Annotated in this window: 21 protein-coding genes; 8 read left to right on the forward strand and 13 right to left on the reverse strand. The window is 65.9% G+C overall.

Features of this window, described 5'->3' with window-relative positions; all coding sequences use genetic code 11:
• The first annotated feature begins 4 nt into the window (after window positions 1–4).
• The 5 genes from zwf to ACIBCN_RS09095 all read left to right on the forward strand — a co-directional run bounded on the left by zwf (window position 5) and on the right by ACIBCN_RS09095 (window position 6,354).
• Window positions 5–1,564, forward strand: a complete 1,560-nt coding sequence (zwf, locus tag ACIBCN_RS09075; protein WP_396990950.1) for a glucose-6-phosphate dehydrogenase — start codon at window positions 5–7, stop codon at window positions 1,562–1,564.
• Window positions 1,561–2,469: a glucose-6-phosphate dehydrogenase assembly protein OpcA gene (gene opcA, locus ACIBCN_RS09080; protein ID WP_396990951.1), complete on the forward strand. Its 909-nt coding sequence runs from the start codon at window positions 1,561–1,563 to the stop codon at window positions 2,467–2,469. The genes zwf and opcA overlap by 4 nt, the downstream gene beginning before the upstream one ends.
• On the forward strand, window positions 2,462–3,211 hold the full coding sequence (pgl, locus tag ACIBCN_RS09085) for a 6-phosphogluconolactonase (protein WP_396990952.1): 750 nt from the start codon (window positions 2,462–2,464) through the stop codon (window positions 3,209–3,211). The genes opcA and pgl overlap by 8 nt, the downstream gene beginning before the upstream one ends.
• Before the next feature lie 102 nt (window positions 3,212–3,313).
• The gene (locus ACIBCN_RS09090; protein WP_396990953.1) at window positions 3,314–3,502 is read left to right on the forward strand and encodes a hypothetical protein; all 189 of its coding nucleotides are present in this window, start codon (window positions 3,314–3,316) and stop codon (window positions 3,500–3,502) included.
• A gap of 446 nt (window positions 3,503–3,948) precedes the next feature.
• Window positions 3,949–6,354: a thiamine pyrophosphate-dependent enzyme gene (locus ACIBCN_RS09095; RefSeq protein WP_396991175.1), complete on the forward strand. Its 2,406-nt coding sequence runs from the start codon at window positions 3,949–3,951 to the stop codon at window positions 6,352–6,354.
• Window positions 6,355–6,376: 22 nt separating this feature from the next.
• Here the strand turns inward: ACIBCN_RS09095 and ACIBCN_RS09100 are convergent, their stop codons facing one another.
• The 6 genes from ACIBCN_RS09100 to ACIBCN_RS09125 are packed head-to-tail and all read right to left on the reverse strand — an operon-like array spanning window position 6,377 to window position 11,644.
• Complete coding sequence (locus tag ACIBCN_RS09100; RefSeq protein WP_396990954.1) at window positions 6,377–7,597, reverse strand: cytochrome P450; 1,221 nt, start codon at window positions 7,595–7,597, stop codon at window positions 6,377–6,379.
• Window positions 7,594–8,877, reverse strand: coding sequence for a cytochrome P450 (locus tag ACIBCN_RS09105; RefSeq protein WP_396990955.1), 1,284 nt, complete (start codon window positions 8,875–8,877; stop codon window positions 7,594–7,596). The genes ACIBCN_RS09100 and ACIBCN_RS09105 overlap by 4 nt, the downstream gene beginning before the upstream one ends.
• A complete protein-coding gene (locus ACIBCN_RS09110; RefSeq protein ID WP_396990956.1) occupies window positions 8,874–9,488 on the reverse strand; it encodes a GTP-binding protein in 615 nt (204 codons plus the stop codon). Before ACIBCN_RS09110 ends, ACIBCN_RS09105 begins: the two co-directional genes overlap by 4 nt.
• On the reverse strand, window positions 9,469–9,840 hold the full coding sequence (locus ACIBCN_RS09115; protein WP_357392043.1) for a DUF742 domain-containing protein: 372 nt from the start codon (window positions 9,838–9,840) through the stop codon (window positions 9,469–9,471). Before ACIBCN_RS09115 ends, ACIBCN_RS09110 begins: the two co-directional genes overlap by 20 nt.
• Window positions 9,837–10,253: a roadblock/LC7 domain-containing protein gene (locus tag ACIBCN_RS09120; protein ID WP_150408408.1), complete on the reverse strand. Its 417-nt coding sequence runs from the start codon at window positions 10,251–10,253 to the stop codon at window positions 9,837–9,839. The genes ACIBCN_RS09115 and ACIBCN_RS09120 overlap by 4 nt, the downstream gene beginning before the upstream one ends.
• Window positions 10,250–11,644 carry a sensor histidine kinase gene (locus ACIBCN_RS09125; RefSeq protein ID WP_396990957.1) on the reverse strand — a complete coding sequence of 465 codons (1,395 nt, stop codon included), beginning with the start codon at window positions 11,642–11,644 and terminating at the stop codon, window positions 10,250–10,252. Before ACIBCN_RS09125 ends, ACIBCN_RS09120 begins: the two co-directional genes overlap by 4 nt.
• Window positions 11,645–12,101: 457 nt before the next feature.
• On the opposite strand from ACIBCN_RS09125, the gene ACIBCN_RS09130 reads away from it, so the two are divergent.
• Entirely contained in the window at window positions 12,102–12,581 is a 480-nt protein-coding gene (locus ACIBCN_RS09130) for a hypothetical protein (protein ID WP_396990958.1), read from the forward strand.
• Window positions 12,582–12,586: 5 nt separating this feature from the next.
• Here ACIBCN_RS09130 and ACIBCN_RS09135 read toward each other — a convergent pair whose 3' ends face one another.
• The 6 genes from ACIBCN_RS09135 to ACIBCN_RS09160 form a co-directional block, all read right to left on the reverse strand.
• On the reverse strand, window positions 12,587–13,189 hold the full coding sequence (locus ACIBCN_RS09135) for a hypothetical protein (protein ID WP_396990959.1): 603 nt from the start codon (window positions 13,187–13,189) through the stop codon (window positions 12,587–12,589).
• Between the two features lie 311 nt (window positions 13,190–13,500).
• A complete protein-coding gene (locus tag ACIBCN_RS09140) occupies window positions 13,501–14,046 on the reverse strand; it encodes a hypothetical protein (protein ID WP_396990960.1) in 546 nt (181 codons plus the stop codon).
• 8 nt (window positions 14,047–14,054) lie between these two features.
• Window positions 14,055–14,942: a hypothetical protein gene (locus tag ACIBCN_RS09145; RefSeq protein ID WP_396990961.1), complete on the reverse strand. Its 888-nt coding sequence runs from the start codon at window positions 14,940–14,942 to the stop codon at window positions 14,055–14,057.
• Complete coding sequence (locus ACIBCN_RS09150; RefSeq protein ID WP_396990962.1) at window positions 14,939–15,250, reverse strand: type VII secretion target; 312 nt, start codon at window positions 15,248–15,250, stop codon at window positions 14,939–14,941. The genes ACIBCN_RS09145 and ACIBCN_RS09150 overlap by 4 nt, the downstream gene beginning before the upstream one ends.
• Window positions 15,250–15,768: a hypothetical protein gene (locus tag ACIBCN_RS09155; RefSeq protein WP_396990963.1), complete on the reverse strand. Its 519-nt coding sequence runs from the start codon at window positions 15,766–15,768 to the stop codon at window positions 15,250–15,252. The genes ACIBCN_RS09150 and ACIBCN_RS09155 overlap by 1 nt, the downstream gene beginning before the upstream one ends.
• 504 nt (window positions 15,769–16,272) lie before the next feature.
• Complete coding sequence (locus ACIBCN_RS09160) at window positions 16,273–17,262, reverse strand: alpha/beta fold hydrolase (RefSeq protein ID WP_396990964.1); 990 nt, start codon at window positions 17,260–17,262, stop codon at window positions 16,273–16,275.
• Window positions 17,263–17,396: 134 nt separating this feature from the next.
• On the opposite strand from ACIBCN_RS09160, the gene ACIBCN_RS09165 reads away from it, so the two are divergent.
• Both ACIBCN_RS09165 and ACIBCN_RS09170 read left to right on the forward strand, forming a co-directional pair.
• Entirely contained in the window at window positions 17,397–18,245 is an 849-nt protein-coding gene (locus ACIBCN_RS09165; RefSeq protein ID WP_396990965.1) for an SDR family NAD(P)-dependent oxidoreductase, read from the forward strand.
• A gap of 122 nt (window positions 18,246–18,367) precedes the next feature.
• The gene (locus tag ACIBCN_RS09170; protein ID WP_396990966.1) at window positions 18,368–19,501 is read left to right on the forward strand and encodes a YbfB/YjiJ family MFS transporter; all 1,134 of its coding nucleotides are present in this window, start codon (window positions 18,368–18,370) and stop codon (window positions 19,499–19,501) included.
• Here the strand turns inward: ACIBCN_RS09170 and secG are convergent.
• On the reverse strand, window positions 19,488–19,721 hold the full coding sequence (secG, locus tag ACIBCN_RS09175) for a preprotein translocase subunit SecG (protein ID WP_357392034.1): 234 nt from the start codon (window positions 19,719–19,721) through the stop codon (window positions 19,488–19,490). The two genes, ACIBCN_RS09170 and secG, sit on opposite strands and share 14 nt — an antisense overlap.
• Window positions 19,722–19,740: the final 19 nt, after the last annotated feature.

Consider the following 19,740-nt stretch of genomic DNA (forward strand, 5'->3'; position numbering starts at 1 on the left):
AACGATGGCCGGCCCCAAAACCCCGACCTGGCAGAACCCGCTGCGCGACGAGCGGGACAAGCGGGTACCGCGCATCGCGGGCCCGTGCAGCATGGTGATCTTCGGTGTCACCGGTGACCTGTCCCGGAAGAAACTGATGCCGGCCATCTATGACCTCGCAAACCGGGGGCTGCTACCCCCGGGTTTCGCGCTGGTCGGCTTCGCCCGGCGCGATTACGCGGACGAGGATTTCGCCAAGGTAGTGCTCGACGCGGTGAAGTCGCACGCCCGCACGCCGTTCCGGCAGGAGGTCTGGGACCACTTGGCCGAGGGAATCCGGTTCGTGCAGGGCAGTTTCGACGACGACAAGGCCTTCGCCACGCTCGCCGACACCCTGGCGAAGCTGGACAAGGACCGCGGCACCGGCGGCAATCACGCCTTCTACCTGTCGATTCCGCCGAACATGTTCCCGGTGGTGCTCAATCAGCTGTCCGAGCACGGGCTCGCGCAGCCGTCCACCACCGACGCCGCGGGCCGTAAGCCGTGGCGGCGGGTGGTGATCGAGAAGCCGTTCGGGCACGACCTGGAGAGCGCCCAGGAACTCAACGCGCTGGTCAACGGGGTGTTCCCGGAGGAGACGGTCTTCCGCATCGACCACTACCTCGGCAAAGAGACGGTGCAGAACATCCTGGCGCTGCGCTTCGCCAACCAGCTCTACGACCCGATCTGGAACGCCAACTACGTCGACCATGTGCAGATCACCATGGCCGAGGACATCGGATTGGGCGGGCGCGCAGGCTATTACGACGGCATCGGCGCGGCGCGTGACGTGATCCAGAACCACCTGCTGCAGCTGCTCGCGCTCACCGCGATGGAGGAGCCGATCAGCTTCCAGCCCAAGCAGTTGCAGGCCGAGAAGATCAAGGTGCTCTCCGCCACGAAACTCGTTGAGCCGCTGGACGAGACCACCGCACGCGGGCAGTACGCGGACGGCTGGCAGGGCGGCGAGCAGGTGGTCGGCCTGCTCAACGAAGAGGGCTTCGATCCGGAATCGCGCACCGAGACCTACGCCGCGATCACCCTGGAGGTCGACACCCGCCGCTGGGCCGGCGTGCCGTTCTACCTGCGCACCGGAAAACGGTTGGGGCGCAGGGTCACCGAGATCGCGGTGATGTTCAAGCGGGCGCCGCACCTGCCGTTCGACCAGACCATGACCGAGGATCTCGGTCAGAACGCGCTGGTCATCCGGGTGCAGCCGGACGAGGGCATCACCACCCGGTTCGGCTCGAAGGTGCCAGGGTCGAGCATGGAAGTGCGCGACGTCAACATGGATTTCAGCTACGGCGAGGCGTTCACCGAGTCCTCCCCCGAGGCCTACGAACGCCTGATCCTCGACGTGCTACTCGGGGTGCCGTCGCTGTTCCCGGTGAACGCGGAGGTCGAATTGTCCTGGGGCATCCTGGATCCGGTGCTCGAACGGTGGGCCGAAGAAGGTAAACCCGAACCGTACGAGGCGGGCACCTGGGGTCCGTCGTCGGCCGACGAGATGCTCGCCCGCACCGGGCGCGAATGGCGGCGGCCGTGATCATCGACATTCCCAACACCACCACCGGCGAGGTCACCAAGCGCATCGTGCAGCTGCGCGAGAGCAACGGCGTGATCACCATGATGCGGGTGCTCACCCTGGTGGTGTGCACGCTGGACAGCTCCGAGGCCGAGGACGCCATCGACGCCGCCAACGACGCCAGCCGCGAACACCCTTGCCGGGTGGTCGTTTTGGCGCGCGGTGACCGAGACGCCGAGACCCGCCTCGACGCCCAGATCCGGGTCGGCGGCGACGCGGGCGCGGCCGAGGTGATCGTGCTGCGATTGCAGGGTGAGCTGATCAACCACGAGAGCAGCGTCGTCATCCCGTTCCTGCTGCCGGACACCCCCGTGGTGGCCTGGTGGCCGCGTGGCGCCCCGGAGTTCCCGTCCAAGGATTCGGTGGGGCGCTTGGCCACTCGCCGCATCACCGACGCCACCTACGCCGCCGACCCGCAGGCCGCGATCAAGAAGCGACTCGCCTCCTACGCGGCCGGCGACACCGATCTGGCCTGGAGCCGGATCACCTACTGGCGCGCACTGCTGGCCGCCGCGCTGGACGAGCCACCCTTCGAGCCGGTGGATTCGGTGCTGGTGTCCGGGCTGCGCGACGAACCGGCGCTGGACACCTTGGCCGGCTGGTTCGCCGCCCGCCTCGGCTGCCCGGTGGTCCGCCGTACCGGTGCGCTGCGGGTGGAGATCCACCGCCCGTCGGTGTCGGTCGCCATCGAACGACCGCAGACCGGGCGCACCGCGACGCTCACCCGCACCGGCGATCCGGATCAGCGAATCGCACTGGCACGCAGGGAAACTCGCGACTGCCTTGCCGAGGAACTGCGCAGGCTGGACGCCGATGAGATCTACGCCGAGGCGCTCGCAGGAATCGAGAAGGTGACCTATGAGTGAATCCGCTAGTGACACAGTCGAAGTCCACATCGATACCGAATCGCTGGTCGCCGCGGCGGCGGCCCGGTTCGTCGAGGTCATCGTCGCCGCCCAAGCCGCGCGCGGCACCGCGTCGGTCGTACTGACCGGCGGCGGCACCGGTATCGGGCTGCTCGAACTGGTCCGCAAGTCCCCCGGCGACATCGACTGGTCCACCGTCGACTTCTTTTGGGGCGACGAGCGTTTCGTGCCCGCCGGGGACGCGGAACGCAACGACCTCCAGGCCCGCCAGGCCCTCCTCGACCACGTCCCGGTCGACCCGGCGCGCGTGCACCAGGTCGCCGCATCCGACGGCGAATACCCCGACCCGATCGAAGCCGCCGCCGAATACTCCGCGGCGGTACACGCCTACCTCGCCGAACACGGCGCCTTCGACCTGCACCTGCTCGGCATGGGCGGCGAAGGGCACATCAATTCGCTGTTCCCGCACACCGACGCGGTCCGCGAGGAGCACGAACTCGTTGTCGCCGTGACGAATTCGCCGAAGCCGCCACCGGTCCGAGTCACCCTCACCCTCCCCGCCATCCGCCGCGCCCGCCACGTGGTGCTGGTCGTCGGCGGGTCGGCCAAGGCCGAAGCGGCCGCCGCCGCCATCTCCGGCGCCGACCCGGTCGAGATTCCTTCCGCAGGCGCGGTCGGCCTCGAATCCACCACCTGGCTGCTGGACCAAGACGCGGCATCAGGGTTGCAGCTGCCGGACTGAGCGACACGTTCGGGCCGGTGCTCGCGCCCGTCGCAGGGAGGATCTGCCGCCTTCCCGAGACCGAGCGCCACAACGGGTACGGCCTCGAGAAACAGTGCGGGCGTGGCCAACTGCGGCGGGCGCCAGTACAAGGCCAGCAATGTTTCCTCGACCCACCGCTCGAAGGCTGCCGCCCACCGAACGGGACGTGGCGGCGGAACACCCAGCCAGCCCGCCACCACGGCTCACCCGGCCACCAACCCCGGACTGACGGTCGCCGAACGGGACATGGCGGCGGAAAACACCGAGTGAGCCCGCCACCATGTCCCGTTCAACGCACCGACCTCGGGCTGCTGATCACCGAACAGAGCACAGCACCAACGACATCGAGTAGGTCCAGTACCGCACCTATCCGGCGCACCGACCACTGACTGCCGATCGCAGAACGGGACCTGGTGGCACAAACATCGAGTCGGCCAGCCACCACGCCCCCCTCGGCCCACCAATCCCAGGCTGACGGTCGCCGAACGGGACATAGCGGCGGAAAACAACGAGTGAGGCCGCCACCATGTCCCGTTCGGCGACCGATTGAGGACGGACATCGTGGCCGGGTCCGGGGCCGCCAGCGTTGCGAACCTGTTCGGCATTAAGCTCTGATCGCCGACCATTCGCGTGAGATGAGGGTTGCACACGGGAATTAGTCCGGCTGGAGCGCCGATGACGCGCAAAATCATCGGATGACCGATAGGCTGGCGCGAATGAGCGAGCGGGACGCGAACCCCGGATCCAGCCCGGGCAAGGTTCTTGATGATCGGTTTCGGGCGGCGGTCGGTGCGCTGACGCCGGGGCAGGCGGTGGTGGACGACATCGCGCCCGGGATCACCGGTGCGATCCTGCTGGAGTTGTTCGAGTCACAAGCGACGAGTCGTCAGCTGGATCTGGCGGCGCGGCAGTTGGGCGCGAGCAAGCGCGGGTATTACAGCATCGGGTCGTCGGGGCATGAGGGTAACGCGGCGCTCGGGCTGGCGCTTCGGGTGACCGATCCCGCGCTGCTGCATTATCGGTCCGGCGCGTTCTTCGTGCAGCGCACCCGGCAGGTGCCAGGTCTCGACCCGATCCGCGACGTGCTGCTCGGCATCGTCGCGGCGGCGGCGGATCCGATATCCGGTGGGCGGCACAAGGTGTTCGGCAGCAAGCCCGCCGCCATCATTCCGCAGACCTCGACCATTGCCTCGCACCTCCCCCGCGCCGTCGGACTCGCCTTCGCGATCGATCGCGCAGCGCGGCTCGGTGTTTCGAGTGAATGGCCCTCGGATGCGGTGGTGCTGTGCAGTTTCGGCGACGCCTCGGCCAATCACTCCACCGCGACAGGCGCCATCAACGCGGCGATTCACACTGCGCGCCAGGGTGTTCCGTTGCCGATCCTGTTCCTCTGCGAGGACAACGGCATCGGAATCAGCGTGCCGACCCCGGCGGATTGGATCCAGCAGGCCTACGGCTCCCGCGCGGGCCTGGAGTATTTCGGCGCCGACGGCTGCGATCCCGTTGACGCACTGACCACGTCGACCGCGGCCGCCGCCTGGGTGCGCGAGCACCGCAAGCCGGCCTTCCTGCACATGCGAACCGTCCGGCTGATGGGCCACGCCGGCTCCGACGTCGAAGCCGCCTACCGCAGGCCCGCCGACATCGCCACCGACCTCCTCCGCGACCCGGTAATCGCCACCGCCCGCCTACTCGTCGCCACCGGCACAGCAACCCCCGCCGAAGTCCTCGACCGCTACGACAACATCGCCCACCACGTCACCACCACCGCCGAACTAGTATGGCGCGAGCCAAAATTGACCTCAGCCGCCGCAGTAATGGCCCCCCTCGCCCCCACCCACCCGGCGCTGATCCGCGAGGACGCTCTCCGAGCCGACGCAAGCCTGGGCGACGCGGCGACGACGCGCCAGGCGGGACGGCCTGCGGGCAACGCAGGCAACAAGCTTCTACGGAATGGGGCGCAACCGGGCAATCTCGGAGCGCCTGCCGACTCGACCGGGCGTACTGCACACCAGGGCGACGCATTACGCGCCGATGCCGCGCACGCCACCTCCGTGCCGCAGATTGCGGAACGACCTGGCGATAGCGCATCGAATCATGGTGCGGCGGTGCCGGCTCCGATGACGCTGGGCCAAGCGATCAACCGAACCCTGGCCGACCTGCTGGCCCGCGATCGCGACGTGCTCGTCTTCGGCGAGGATGTCGGCCGCAAGGGTGGCGTGTACGGCGTAACCAAGGGCCTGCAAAAGCAATTCGGCAAGCGCCGCGTCTTCGATACCTTGCTCGATGAGCAGAGCGTGCTCGGCACCGCGCTCGGCACCGCCCTCGCCGGTTTCATCCCGATCCCCGAAATCCAGTATCTGGCCTACGTACACAACGCCGCCGACCAACTGCGCGGCGAGGCCGCGACCCTGTCCTTCTTCTCAGCTGGGCAATACCGCAATCCGATGGTGGTCCGCATCGCCGGCTACGCCTACCAGAAGGGCTTCGGCGGCCACTTCCACAACGATGACTCCATCGCCGCCCTCCGCGACATCCCCGGCGTCATCGTCGCTTCCCCTGCCCGCGCCGACGACGCCGCCGCCCTCCTGCGCACCTGCGTCTCCGCCGCCCGGGTAGACGGCCGCGTCTGCATATACTTGGAACCCATCGCCCTCTACCACACCAAAGACCTGTACGAACCGGGCGATAATGCCTGGCTCGCAACAACTTCCAGCGAACATGCCGAAATCGGCCGAGCCCGCGTCTACGGCGACGGCGCCGACCTCACCATCGTCACCTTCGCCAACGGCGTCCCCATGAGCCTGCGCGTAGCCCACCGCCTAGCCAACCGTGGCATCCGAACCCGAGTCCTCGACCTCCGCTGGCTCTCTCCCCTCCCCCTCGATGACCTCCTCCAGCACGCCCGAGCCACCGGCCGGGTCCTCATCGCCGACGAAACCCGCCACAGCGGAGGCGTTTCCGAATCAGTCTGCGCCGCCCTGATCGACGCAGGCTTCGAAGGCCGAATCTCTAGGATCACCAGCGAAGACAGCTTCATCCCCCTAGGCCCGGCCGCCGACACCGTCCTCCTAGACGAAACCAAAATAGAAACCGCCGCCGGAAAACTCCTAGCCGAGTAGCCGCATACGGATCCTGGGCGGGTCAGCGCAGGTGGATGGGGAAGGCGGCCAGGTCGTTTTGGGTGAGGACTGGGAGGTTGCGGATTTCGTTGTCGGGGACTGCGAGGCGCAGGTTTGGGAAACGCTCGAAGAGGGCAGGTAGGGCGATGCCGGCTTCTAGGCGGGAGAGGGCGGCGCCGGGGCAGATGTGGGGGCCGTGGCCGAAGGTCAAGTGGCGGTTGGAGGTTGAGCGGGTGAGGTCGAAGTCGTCGGAGTCCTTGCCGTGTACGGCGGTGTCCCGGCCGATGGCGCGGTAGGACATGACTACGCCTTCGCCTTTTTCGATTACGGTGTCGCCGATGGTGATGTCCTCGGTGGCGAAGCGCATCAGCAGGTGGCTGACGGGGCTGTCCCAGCGCAGCGTTTCCTCGACCGCCTGCTTCCATTCGATGTCGCCGGTGCGCACCTTGTCCAGCTGTTCGGGCCGGGCAAGCAGGGCACGGACGGCGTTGAGGATGAGCCCGACGGTGGTCTCGTGACCGGCGGCGACCAGCGCCTTCAGGTTGCCGACCACTTCCTCTTCGGTCAGCGGCTCACCACCGTCGGATGCCAAGATGAGGGCGCTGGTGAGATCGTCCGTGGGATCGGCGGTCTTCTTACGCACCAAATCCGTGTAGTAGACATCCATTTCGTCGATCACCCGCAACCGCTCGTCCTGCGGGGTGACCAGCGAGAAGAACGCTTTGTACCAGGTGAGCAGCATCGGGTGATCGGCGCGATCCACGCCCATCAGCTCACCGATAACACGCATCGGCAGCGGGTACGCGAAGACCTCTTTGAGATCGACGACGGAATCGCCGCTGGCCGAGGCACTGAGATCGTCCAGGAGCTCGGCGGTTAGTCGCTCGATAACGGGCCGGATGTCCTCGAGTCGGCGCGGCGACAACGCCTGCGTCGTCTTGATCCGCAGCCGACGATGCTCGGCACCGTCCACGGTGAACATGGAACGCCCGGCATCGATCATGCCGATCAACGGCCACTGCCGCGTCACCACACCGGAGTTCCACAGCGACCAGCCGCTGATGTCCTTGATCAGCCGCGAATCGACGAGCAACTGCCTGGCCACGGCGTGTTCGGTGACCGTCCAGGCGGGAACGCCGAGCAGTTCGATCCGCGTCACCGGGCCCGCGGTGCGCAGATAGGCGGTCTCTCCAGCGAGGTCACCGACCATCGGATCGATGGCGAATGGACATGTTTGGGTCACTGGGTACCTCCGACTGCACGAACTGGGGTGAAACGAACCGGCAAAGAAGTCATGCCGCGCAGGAACGCCGACGGCCGGCGGACCAGGTTCTGCGCGGGAATGGACAGGTCGATATCGGGCAGCCGATCGAGGAGCACTTCGATGCTGGTCTGCGCGATGATCTCGGCCAGTTGCTGAGCCGGGAACGGACACCGGTACTCGCCGTAGCTGAACGCGAAGTGCGCGCTGTTACCGGTGTGCGCGGGCTCGACGCCGTCGACAAGGTGCTGGCGCACATGCGGATCCGCGTTGGCGGCGGCAAGTCCGAGCAGCAGCATGTCCCCCGCCCGAATCACCTTGTCCGCCAACCGCGTATCGCGCGCGGCCCAGCGTCCGGCGAGGATCTGGGTGGGCGTGTCCTCCCACAGCACCTCGTTCATCGCCTCGCCGACACTGCGGCGCCCGCCGCCGAGCGCCGCCGCGAACCGATCGTCGGTGAGCATGAGCCGCACCGAGTTTCCGATCCAGTCGGCGGTCGGCAGATGCCCCGCGGCGGTGACCGCCATCAGGTCCTGCACGTATTCTTCGTCGCTGAACGGCCCGGGGTGCGCGAGCATCCGGGAAACCAGGTCGGTGCCCGGCCGAGCCTTCTTCGAGGCCAGCACCTGCTGCATCTGCTCGTAGTAGCTCCCGTAGGCCGCCTGCGCGTCCGCGTCACCGTCGGCGAGCGCCTTCATGCTCCAGGCCAGGCGCGGCCCATCCTCGTCGGGAAAGCCGAGCGCCCACGCGAGCGCGAGCACCGGCATCGGCACGGCGAACTCGGCGACCAGATCGGCCTCGCCCCGGCCGCAGAACCCGTCGATCAACCGATCGGCCAATTCCTCACAGGTGCGGCGCAATTCGAACGGATCGACCGACTCCAGCGCGGGCTCGACCATCGCCACGTGCCTGCGATGCTCGGCACCGGCGGTGAAGTAGATCGACGGCCTCGGCTGCCCGACCATCGGCAGCAACGGCCAATCCTCGGGGATGTTGGGCCACTGATTCCACAGGCTGACGTCGCGCGGGAACAGCTCCGGATCGCTGGTGACCTGGTGCAATTCGCGATACCCGATGACCAGCCAGGCCGGGACGTTGCCCGGCAGCTCGACGGACACGACGGACCCGTGCTCGCGGCGCATCTCGCGGTATAGATGCTGCGGGTCGGTGTGGAAACGCGGGCCGCTCAGCGGAACCGCGCCGGTCTCCGGATGCACCGGGCAGCCGCCGGTGGCGGCCGATGCCGCGCTCGAGGTGGTCATGATGCGGTCTCCGCTCGCGGTGCATCGGCGTAGATGTGCTCGACCAGGCTGATCAGCACGCTCTTACAGGATTCGCGCGACCTGGCATCGCAGTCGACCAACGGCACCTGCGGATCCAGATCGAGGGCGTCGCGGACTTCGTCGAGTCGAGAGGGCCCGCCGAAGTTGTTGCAGGCCACCACGAATCGGGTGTGCTGGGCTTCGAGGCGGTCGATGGCGTACCAGGAGTCGGCGATCCGGCGCTGGTCGACCAGCACGATCGCACCGAGCGCACCGGCGAACAACCGGTCCCAGAGGAAGAAAAACCGTTCCTGCCCCGGCGCGCCGAACAGGTAGAGCACGTTTTCGGCGTCGATGGAGATGCGCCCGAAATCGAAGGCGACCGTTGTCGTCGACTTGCCCGGCGCGCCGCTCGGATCGTCGATGCCGATGCCCGCGTTGGTCATCGTCGCCTCGGTGTCGAGCGGACGGATCTCGCTGACCGCGCGGACCATGGTGGTCTTGCCGACACCGAAACCGCCGACGATGACGATCTTGAGTCCCTGGCGGGTTGCGCTGTTCAGCGGTGCGTCGGCACGGGCGGGCCGAGCGTCAAAGGTTGCGGAGTCCAACGAGCACCTTCTCGAGGGTGGTGGAGTCAGGCACCGAATTCCACGGCGCGTCAGGGTAAGCGGGGCCGTTGCTGGGATGCCGGACGGTGATCTTGCCTGCGTGCAGCAGGTCCGACAGCAGGATGGTCGCGATACCGACCGGGATGCGGAGCTCGGCGGCGATCTCGACGACCGCGGTGGGCGCCCGGCACATGTCCAGAATCGCGACGTGCTCGGACTGCATGCCTTGCGTCGGATCGCATTCGCTGACCACGAGGGTGACCAGGTCGAAGCTGTCGGAGTCCGGCTTGCTGCGTCCCCCGGTCAGTGTGTAGAGCCGGTCCGGATCGTCGTCGCGCCCTGGCCTGTTCACGACACGCTCGCTCCCCCGACACGTGGCTTCGACGCGAGATGATGGCCTAGTTGCTCGACCAGTTCCCGCATGTTGTGGCCTACCAGGCCGGCGTCCGCGTCCTCGGCGGCGACGACCGCGATGTGCGCCGCGAGGCCCGCCTCGACGATGAACAGGATGCCGCCGTAGAACTCCGTCATCGACTGGCGCACACCGCCTCTGCCGTCACCGAACTCGACGGAGGCGCCGTGCGACAGGCTCTGGATGCCCGCGGCGATGGCGGATAACTGATCGGCCTTGTCCATGCTGAGTTCCGGGGTGTGGCAGATCTTCAGGCCGTCGCCGGAGAGGAGTAGCGCGTGCCGGGTGCGCGGGGTGCGGGCGAGCAGTTGCTCCAACAGCCAGCTGAGTTGCGACGGAACAGACGTTGTCATCGATCATTCTCCACGGCAACGGTAGGGGACGGGGAAGGTGTTGCGGCAGCGGAGTTGTCGGTGTCACGACCGGCCAACGCACGCTGGAACGCGCCGAAGTTCGCGGTGGTCGACGCCGGCGGGGTCGGCGTGGGCGCGTCGAGCGAGGGTAGCGACAGACCGGCGGGGTGGACCGCGGCCAGGGTGCTGCCGCGGCGCCGCTTCGGCAGGCCCATGCTGGTGTGCTCGGTGCGGGGTTCGGGCGGCGCCGCGGGTTCCGGTGCTGCCGCAGTGTCCGGCAGCACCGCGACCTGCTCGGCGGCCACGGGCGTTTGCGCGACGGGCTGCGGCGCGATGGCGGCCCGCGATGCCGCGGTCGGCAACGTCGCTGTCGGTATCGCGGGGATGGTGGCCAGCGACGCCGGTTGCGAACGGTCAACGCGCGCAGTGAGATCGCGCGGCACCACGACGACCACCGCGGTGCCGCCGATGGCGGAGGGCCGGTAGGACACGGTGAGTCCGTGCTTGCGGGCGAGGTGTCCGACGACGGCGAGACCGAGTCGCGTTCCGCTCAACGACGACAGGTCCGAGGAGCGCTGGCCGCGGCCGTCCGGGCTCGCGTTCGACACCGTCTGTTCGGCGCGGCGCAGCGCCGATTCGCTCATCACCAGGCCGCTGTCCTCGATGGTGAGCACCACGCCCGCGGGCACCTCGGCGGCGTAGACGTGCACCTCGGTGGTGGGCGGGGAGAAATTACAGGCGTTGTCGAGCAGTTCGGCCAGCGTGTGCATCACGCCTTCGGCCGCGTGACCGGCGATGGCGATCTCGGCGATGGCCCGCAACCTGACCCGCTGATAGCCCGCGACGCGACCCATCGCGCCACGCAGGATCGACTCCATGGCAATGGGTTTGGCCCAGCGACGCCCGGACCGGGCGCCGCTGAGTACGGCGATACTGTCGGCGAGGCGACCCGCCTGCGCGGTGCGATGGTCCAGGTGCAGCAGGTCGGCGAGCACCTTCGGGTCGGCGTGCCGGTGTTCCATCTCGCGCAGTTCGGCGAGCATGCTGGTGGTCATCGCCTGCATGCGGCCCGCCGCGCCGGCGAACGCGGCCATCGCCGCGGACCGGCGGCTCTCACTGGCCTTCGACTCCCACGCGTGCACGCCCGCCGCCTCGCTGGCGGCGGCCATCCTGGCCGTCGCCTCGGCGGTGATGGCCGCCGCGGACTGCCTGGCCCGCACGGCCGCGCCGCGGTAGTGCACCGCCGCGGTTACCGTGGCGCACAACGCGATAGCGGCCGCGACCGCGCCGGCAGTCAGCGGGATCCGGAAGTCGGTCGGCGCGTAGTACACCGCGATCACCACCACCACCGAAGTGATGGCCGCGCAGGTGAGCAGGGCTAACAACGGCATGCGCAGACGCCGAAAGAGTGGTTCGCGACGCTCGCCTTCCGGCGCATTCAATGACTGTGACAAGTTCCGTACTTCCGCACTCACGTTCACGACGAAGGCATGTTTTACGAGTCCCGACCCCTCCTGCGCGTTCGGGCTGCACCAAATGTACAGACCACCAACCGGTTCCGCATCTCGGCGAACACATCTAACAGGCAGTATTAGCAGATTGCACGATGGTTGTATTGTCTTGCGCTACTTTATTTTTCAATGACGTGGGCGATTCCCGTCGCTACCGATCGGTATTTTCGGATCACCGCTTCGTCATACGGCGGTCACGTCGCGGCCTTCCGCCGTCCTCGTCAAGGCCACGTCGAATCCCGGATAGGCACGCCGATCCCGTATCCCCACGATTCGGATTCGACGGGGGAATACTGGATACCCAGTGGCGGTGATGACCAGCAGTGGAGGACACGGGATGACCATGATGTCCATGCTCGGTGAGGTTCGGCCGGAGCACGATCGCGCGGCCGACGGCGAACTCGTGCTCCTGCACTATCTGCGGTCCTTCCGTAAACCGGTGCTCGAGGTGTGGTCGGCGGCGACCGACCGCGGACAGCTGGCGCGCTGGCTCGGTGCGGTGTCGGGCGGCAGCGGGAACCTGACCATCGAACCGATGGACGGACCGGTGTCGCGTCCTGTCGCGGTTCGGGTCGGACACTGCCAGGCGCCGCACGAGTTGATCGTGCACATCGACGGGTGCCTGCTGGAGATTCGGATGACCCAGGTCGGCGTGGTCACCAATGTCGAGCTGATCCGCAGGCATGTCAGCCCGGCCGACGCGTGCGAAATCGGCCCGCGCTGGCAGTACCTGCTGGATCGGCTCACCGCCTACTTGGACTACCAACCGCTGCCGCAGTGGGCCGACTACCCGAAGCGGGCCGACGAGTACCGCTGAACCCCTCAGACGAAGAAGCCCGCGATCCCCCAGCCCGGCCTGGCCTGCGCCTCGCGGATCCACTCCATGCACGATTCGATCGCGGCGAGCACCTCGTGATCGATCTCCTCGCGCTGCTTCGGGGTGGTCGACTCCCATTGCACCAGCGCTTCGGCGCATTGCTCCGGGGTCCACTCGCCGTAGCCGGGTAGCTCCTCCGGTTCGGGCAGGGCGGCGGGTAGCGCGTGGTAGACGAAATCGGCGAGGCTGATCGCCTTGATGCCGAGCTCGGCGAGACCCTCGTCGACCTGTTCCAGCCAGCTACCGCGGAACGGGGAGAAGTAGCGGTTGTCCAGGAATCGGCCATAGAACTGGCAGATCGTTTGATACGCGTAGGCGTATTGGAAGCCGTAGGCCTGATCGAACGGGCCACCGTCGATGACCGCGCGCACCGCGTCGTAGCGCGCGGGGGCACCGTTGGCGATCTCGTCGGCGAACCAGTCGTCGGCGTGCGCCAGCTGAGCCTTGAACCGGCCGCCGATCATGCGCCGGAGCTTGTCGTCCCGCGCGCCGATCGCGGCCCTGACCCTATCTAATTCGACGACGTAAACGCTCAGGCTGTAACTCATGAGCGAACATTAGCGACACCCACCGACATGAACGGCGCACCGACGGAAGGCGTTTGACGCCAGGCGGTCGATGTCGAACGGCAGCGCCATGCGCCGACGACACGAACGCCCACGACCCACCACATGTCGCGCCGTCGACAGCCTGGTCGGACAACACCTTCGGTGACAGATGCCGACCACCGGGCTCCCGGGCCTCGATCTCAACAGTCCGGGATCTCGCCGGCGACTCCGGAGACACCCGACCACCAAGTGCCCCGAAACCGACCTCGTCGAGGTCCCTGTGCCGGACTCGGAGTCGATCGGTCGGCTATCTATCGGGCAGCCAGCTTGGTAGTCAGCTCGGTAACGAATTGGACGGATTTGCGCTTGTCATCATCGGTGAGGTGCAGGCCACCGTTGGCTGTCAGCGTTTCGGTGTCCCGGACCTCCAGAACGCCATTCCATTGGTTGATACGAGTAGCGAACCGAACCGTGTTCGAGGGATTTCTTTCGTCCGCGCGTAAGTCGTAGATCCACACGGCGTCACCCAGATCGGGCTTCTTCTCGTACCCACGGCGGCCCTCGGTCGGGTCTGAATCGTTGGGCGCATGTCGCACTTGATAGTTGCCAACCGGATTTTGCCCCTGAGTGACTTCACACAGCCCGCTAACCACAACAGTGGTCTCTGCGGAGACTACGGGAGCGGTCCGCACGTCGACGGCATGCAACTCGTTTGTGAAGAAGTTCATCAGAACATTACAAAGCTCCCCCTGCGTCATCTGCGAGCGCGCCTGAGTCGAAGCAGGTGATGCCGAGGGCTGCGACGGGGAACAGCCGGTCACCATAGCCAGCCCAGCAGTGGCGACCAGTGTGATCAAGCCGATCCTCATTGACCCACCGACCAATCGGACTTATCTCCGTCTTTCGCCGACGCATCGCCGATCGCCACCCGAATACCTTCTTGTCCAGGCCCATACGACGCCTTGACACCACTCGGCCATTTGTTGTCGGGTAGCCCTTTTTGGATCGCAACAATCTGGGAGATCTTGTTCCCCTCGATTATATTACTCTTGGCTGCGTCAGCCATACTTCTCACGGTACCAAGAATAAAGGAATTAGCCGCTTCAGATGCCGACGTCATTGTCTTCATCTGACCCAATGCGCCCGACAATGACCCGATATCAGCGAATGATTTGACATAGTCGACACAGGTATCTTCAATCTTCGTAATAAGCTCCTGAGCTTTTGTGGCAAGATCGCCGTACAGCGCCAACTCCGATGATGCAATAGCCTCCATACTGACTGCGATCTTGTCGAATTCTATCGGCAAACTGTCCAATGCGCCCTGCTGCCTGCTACGTATTTCTACATACCGGCTGGCCGCGTCGCCCTGCCATTCGCCGAGGGCAGTATTTATGAAGTCATTGTAGGCTGCATTCACGTTTCCCTTAAGGGTGCGCCACTCGTTCGCAACTTCGATGAACCTGACAGGAACCTCCAGGTCAGGATCTACTTGTTTGAGCTTGTCCCAGGTTTGACCGATCGCCTTGTTTATCTTGTCGCGTTCGTTCCATATTTCGTCGACAGTATTCTCGACCGTCAGCATCCCAAATGGGTTCATCACATTGCCGTACCCGCTGGTTCGAACATGCATAACAAGGTATCCGGCATAGGTGCTGACCTTCTCGGGAAGGTCTCCGATTCTGTCTTTCTTTTCCCTTATAAATATTACTTTCTCGTTTAGATTTTTGAGGTCTTCAGCTGCGTCTGTCATATCTCCCCCTCGAGTTTGACCAGCTTACCCTTACCAGCAGCATCTTCCGCTTCGTACGTATCTCGCGCATATTTGAGTACTTTGGCAATATCCTCGAAGACAGCGACACCCTCGTTCAACCGATCACGAAAGTAGCTCGGTGCGGGCTGATACTTTGCCAAGGCCTCAGCGAACGTTCCTGCTTGCGACCCAGTGATCTCGAGTTTTGATGTCGTCGCAACCCCAGTCCTTAGTTTCTCAGCGGCATCATTCCATCCGGCGACCGCCAACCTCATTGCGTTCAGCGCGATTTCCAGCTTATCGGCCATCATGCCATCCTTTCACTCAGCAACCGAAGCCGATGTTGGTTCAACTGGTATTCGAGGTCAGCATCTGCGTAGCGCGAATAATCGCGGCGTGCCACGAAATCCGGGCGCATGGAGCGAATCTTCTCCACACATCGCAGAATTTCATCGCTGATCTGGTCGGGGTGAGCGGTCGACACCCAATCGATTGAAAACTCGATGGCCCGCAAGTAGATTCGATCGGCGGTCACGGTGACCGCATGCTGTCCATGAATCATGACTTCGCTGGATGCTTGGTAATAACCGCTGTTGATCATGCTGCTGGAAACGCTGGTGTACTGCTCCCAGGTCCGAGTTTCAAGTAACACCGTCATGATCGTCCGGAGATCTGGAGTCGCGGTATCCGAAATCTCCTGTGGAGTCGGCCACCTACCAGCGGAGCACAGCTCATCCATACGTTTCGACACGGCCGCCCGGTAGGCTGCCATGAGCTCGTCGCCAGCCTCATAGGGAGCAACATAAGTGCTCCACTGATAACTCACGATGATACGGTCCGAAGACATCCTTGATCGAGCCCCATCGAGACGAACGATGAACCGACACGGGAAGGGCTTACGGAAGGTGCCGACGTCTCGCCGGCAAGATGGGGTTGGGCCGCACGTTCATCGACGACCCGCCGCTGCGGCGGCATCGAAACCTGCTGTGCGGCGCTAGATCTCTTCGGCACGACAGGCTCGTCGTCCCAGAACTCATCTGGGTCGTCGAGATGGTTGTAGAACCCACCAGCCATCACATCACCTCGCCGTGCCGCCTGGCATCACACGTTGACGCGGGGTTGTTCAGGTGAATCGGCATATGAGACCCCCTAGATATCGAATCGCCCTCTGTAGCGGCGGCCGGAACAACCCTCTCTGCCGATGCGAAACTTGTCAAACGATCGGTGCGGCACCGCCTCGGCGCTCATTTATCGACTCGGCGACATGCCAGCGGTAGTCAGAAGCGTTGCCCGCGAGGCCAAATCGACTAGATATGTTGGTCGATCGAACTCACGCCGGGACGTCGGAGGGGTTGGGGACGAGGTCGTTGAGGTGGGCGGTGAGCAGGGTGTTGACCTCGGTGGCGCGTTCCAGTTGGACGAGGTGGCCTGCGTCGGCGATCTTGGTCACCTCGCGCAGGCCGGGGACGTGGTTGCGCAGGGTGGTCAGTGGGTCGCGGCCGCTGAATCCTTCCATGTCCGGGTCGTGGTCGCCGTACATGAAGTAGGCAGGGATGGTGACGGCGGCGTCGGCGTAGTCGGCGGTGAGTTCCCAGTTGCGGTCGAGGGCGCGGTACCAGTTCAGGCCGCCGGTGAAGCCGGTGCGCTCGAAATCCTGGGCCAGGGTGTCGAATTCGCTTTCGGAGAGCCAGCGCCATGGCAGGGCCGGTGCCTCCGGGAGGACGTCGAGGTAGCCGGTGCCTTCCGCCGGGAACTGCCAGGTGTCGAGGTAGTGGTAGTCGGCGCTGAGCGAGTAGTAGACGCGCTGGAGGAATTCCCTTGGGCGCGCGGCGAGTTCGGCGTCGGCGACGCCGGGAGTCTGAAAGTAGTGCAGGTGCAGGAAGTGTCGCGCAGCGGCTTTCGCCCACAGTTGCGACGGTGCGCGTGGCGGGCGGGGCGCGAAGGGGTTGTTCAAGACGATGACGCCGCGTACCCGTTCCGGTGCGCGTAGTGCCAACTCCCACACCAGGGCCGCGCCGAAGTCCAAGCCGACGAACACCGCTTGTTCGGCGCCGATGTCGTCGAGCAGCGCGAGCAGGTCGCCGATCACCGCTTGATTCGTGTAGGACTCGACGTCCGGCGGCACGTCGGTCTGCCCGTAGCCACGCAGGTCCGGCGCGATGGCGCGATATCCGGCCGCGGCCACCGACGCCAGCTGGTTGTGCCAGATGAACCAGGTGTGCGGGAAGCCGTGGCAGAAGATCACCGGATACCCCTCGCCCTGCTCGGCGACGTGCATTCGGACGCCGTTGGTCGTCACGAACCGATGCGTCAACTCCACTGCTGCCTCCAAAACCTAGAACGTGTTCTCATTTTACTGTAGTGTCCTGGAGTCGTGAGCGAGCGCCAGCGAGTGAACCAAAAACACAGCGCGCGTCCGCGCACGACGGAGCCGAGCGCTAGCGAGGCGGAGTCGTGAGCGGAACACCTAACGCACTGGCGGACAAGATCGCGGTGGTCACCGGCGCGAGTCGCGGCATCGGCAAGGGCATCGCGCTGGAGCTCGGCGCGGCCGGTGCGACGGTGTACGTCACCGGGCGCACGGACACGCCCGGCCGCCTGCCCGGCACGGTGCGGGAGACCGCCGCCGCGATCGACACGGCGGGCGGGATCGGCATTCCGTTCGTCTGCGATCACCGCGACGACGACGCGGTGCGGCGACTGTTCCAGCAGATCCGCGACGACCACGGACGCCTCGACGTGCTGGTGAACAACGTCTACAACTCCCCCGCCGCGGCACGCTGGCTCGGCAAGCCGTTCTGGGAGGTCCCGCCGAAGGCCTGGGACGAGACCTTCGACATCGGCGTCCGATCACATTACGTGGCAAGCGCTTTCGCGGCGCCGCTGCTGATCGAGTCGGACGGGTTGATCGTCAACATCTCCTCGCCCGGCGCGCAGCGGTACATGCACAACGCGGTCTACGGCGTCGCGAAGACCGCGCTGGACCGCCTCACCGCCGACATGGCACACAACCTCGCCGACACCAAGGTCACCGTGGTCTCACTCTGGCCAGGCATCGTGGATACCGAACTGCTGCAACTGGTTCCGGCCGACGCACAGGGCCAGCGCCTGGTCACCCTGCCGGGCGAGGGCACCTTCGACCTCGCCCAGGCGGAAACCCCACGCTTCCCCGGCCGCGCGGTCGTCGCCCTGGCCACCGACCCCGACCGCCGCTCCCGCGCCGGCTCCGCCTGGCGCGTAGCCGACCTCGCCGACACCTACGGCTTCACCGACCTCGACGGCCGAGTCCCCCGCGCGGACTGACGCTCTCGAGCACTGTCGGCGAAAGTGCGCCGTCCGGCAGCGTGTTCTTCTATGTTTCCAGCGTATATGGCGTGCATAGAAAGTATTTCCCAGGCGACGGGACGGACCGTACGGTCAGTGTGGTGACCGCTACCCTCGCTCCCGCACGACGCAGCAGTCTCGCACCCGCCTTCGCCGCCGCCGCAGGATTGGCGGCCGCGATGGGGGTCGGCCGGTTCGTCTACACGCCGCTGCTGCCGATCATGGTGGACGCACACCAGATCACCACCAATGACGGCGCGGTGATCGCGACCGCCAACTACGCGGGCTATCTGCTCGGTGCCATCCTGCTCACGCGCTGGCCGGAACTGAACACCCGCAACGTCTTCCGGCTGTCGGCCGCACTGCTGATCGTCAGTGAGCTGCTGATGGCCGTGCCCGCGCCGACGTTTTTCCCTGCGGCACTGCGCCTTATCGCGGGTGTCACCAGCGCCGTCATCTTCGTCGCGTGCGCCGGGGTGGCCGCCAGGCACGGCAGCAGCCGGGAAGCGGCCGGAATCGCCATCAGCGGAGTCGGACTCGGCATCGCGCTCACCGGCCTGCTGGTGCTGGCGGTGCGACCGTTCCTGGGTTGGCAGAGCATGTGGCTCGTCTCGGCCGCGCTGACCGTGGTGTTGCTGTTGCCCGCTTGGTGGCTGGACATCCGGCCCGGTCGCCGGGCGGGCAAGGCCACCATCCGATCGCGGGGTGCGTGGCGCGCGCTGCTGGTGTCCTATTTCCTGGAAGGCGTCGGCTACATCGTGATCGGCACGTTCCTGGTAGCGGCGATCAGTGATCAGCGCGGCCAGGTGGTCGGCGCGTGGATCTGGGTGGTGGTCGGCGCGGCCGCGGTACCGGCCACCGTGCTGTGGGGCATTGCCGCGCGCCGCTGGTCGCCGGCGGTGGCCATGCCGATCGCGCTACTGGCGCAGTGTGTTTCGGCGGTGCTGCCGGCCATCTCGACCGCGGTGTGGCCTGCCGTGCTGTCGGCAGCGCTGTTCGGCGCGACCTTCCTCGGCATCGTCATGCTGGCGATTCGGATCGGCGGCGAACTGTCGGACGGCAACGCGGCGGCACCACTCACCGCGGTCTATGGCGCGGGGCAGATGCTCGGTCCATTGGTGGTGGCGCCGGTGATCGGCGACAGTTATCCGGCCGCGTTCGTCATCGCCGCTATCGTGCTGGCGGGCGCGACGATCGCGGCCGGTGTGGTGACGCGCCTGATCAGGCGAACTTGATCTCCAAGCCGATGCCGACGATGGCGATGAGCCACACCAGGCCGGTGAAGACAGTGATTCGGTCGAGGTTTTTCTCCACAACGGTCGAGCCAGAGAGGCTGGACTGCACACCGCCGCCGAACAGGCTGGACAGACCTCCACCCTTGGCGCGGTGCAGCAGCACCAGCAGCACCAGCAGCACGCTGGCGATGATCAGGAGGATATCGAGGAACATCCGCATGCCGGACAGTGTATGCGGA

The organism is Nocardia sp. NPDC051052, from assembly GCF_044456045.1.
GTDB lineage: Bacteria > Actinomycetota > Actinomycetes > Mycobacteriales > Mycobacteriaceae > Nocardia.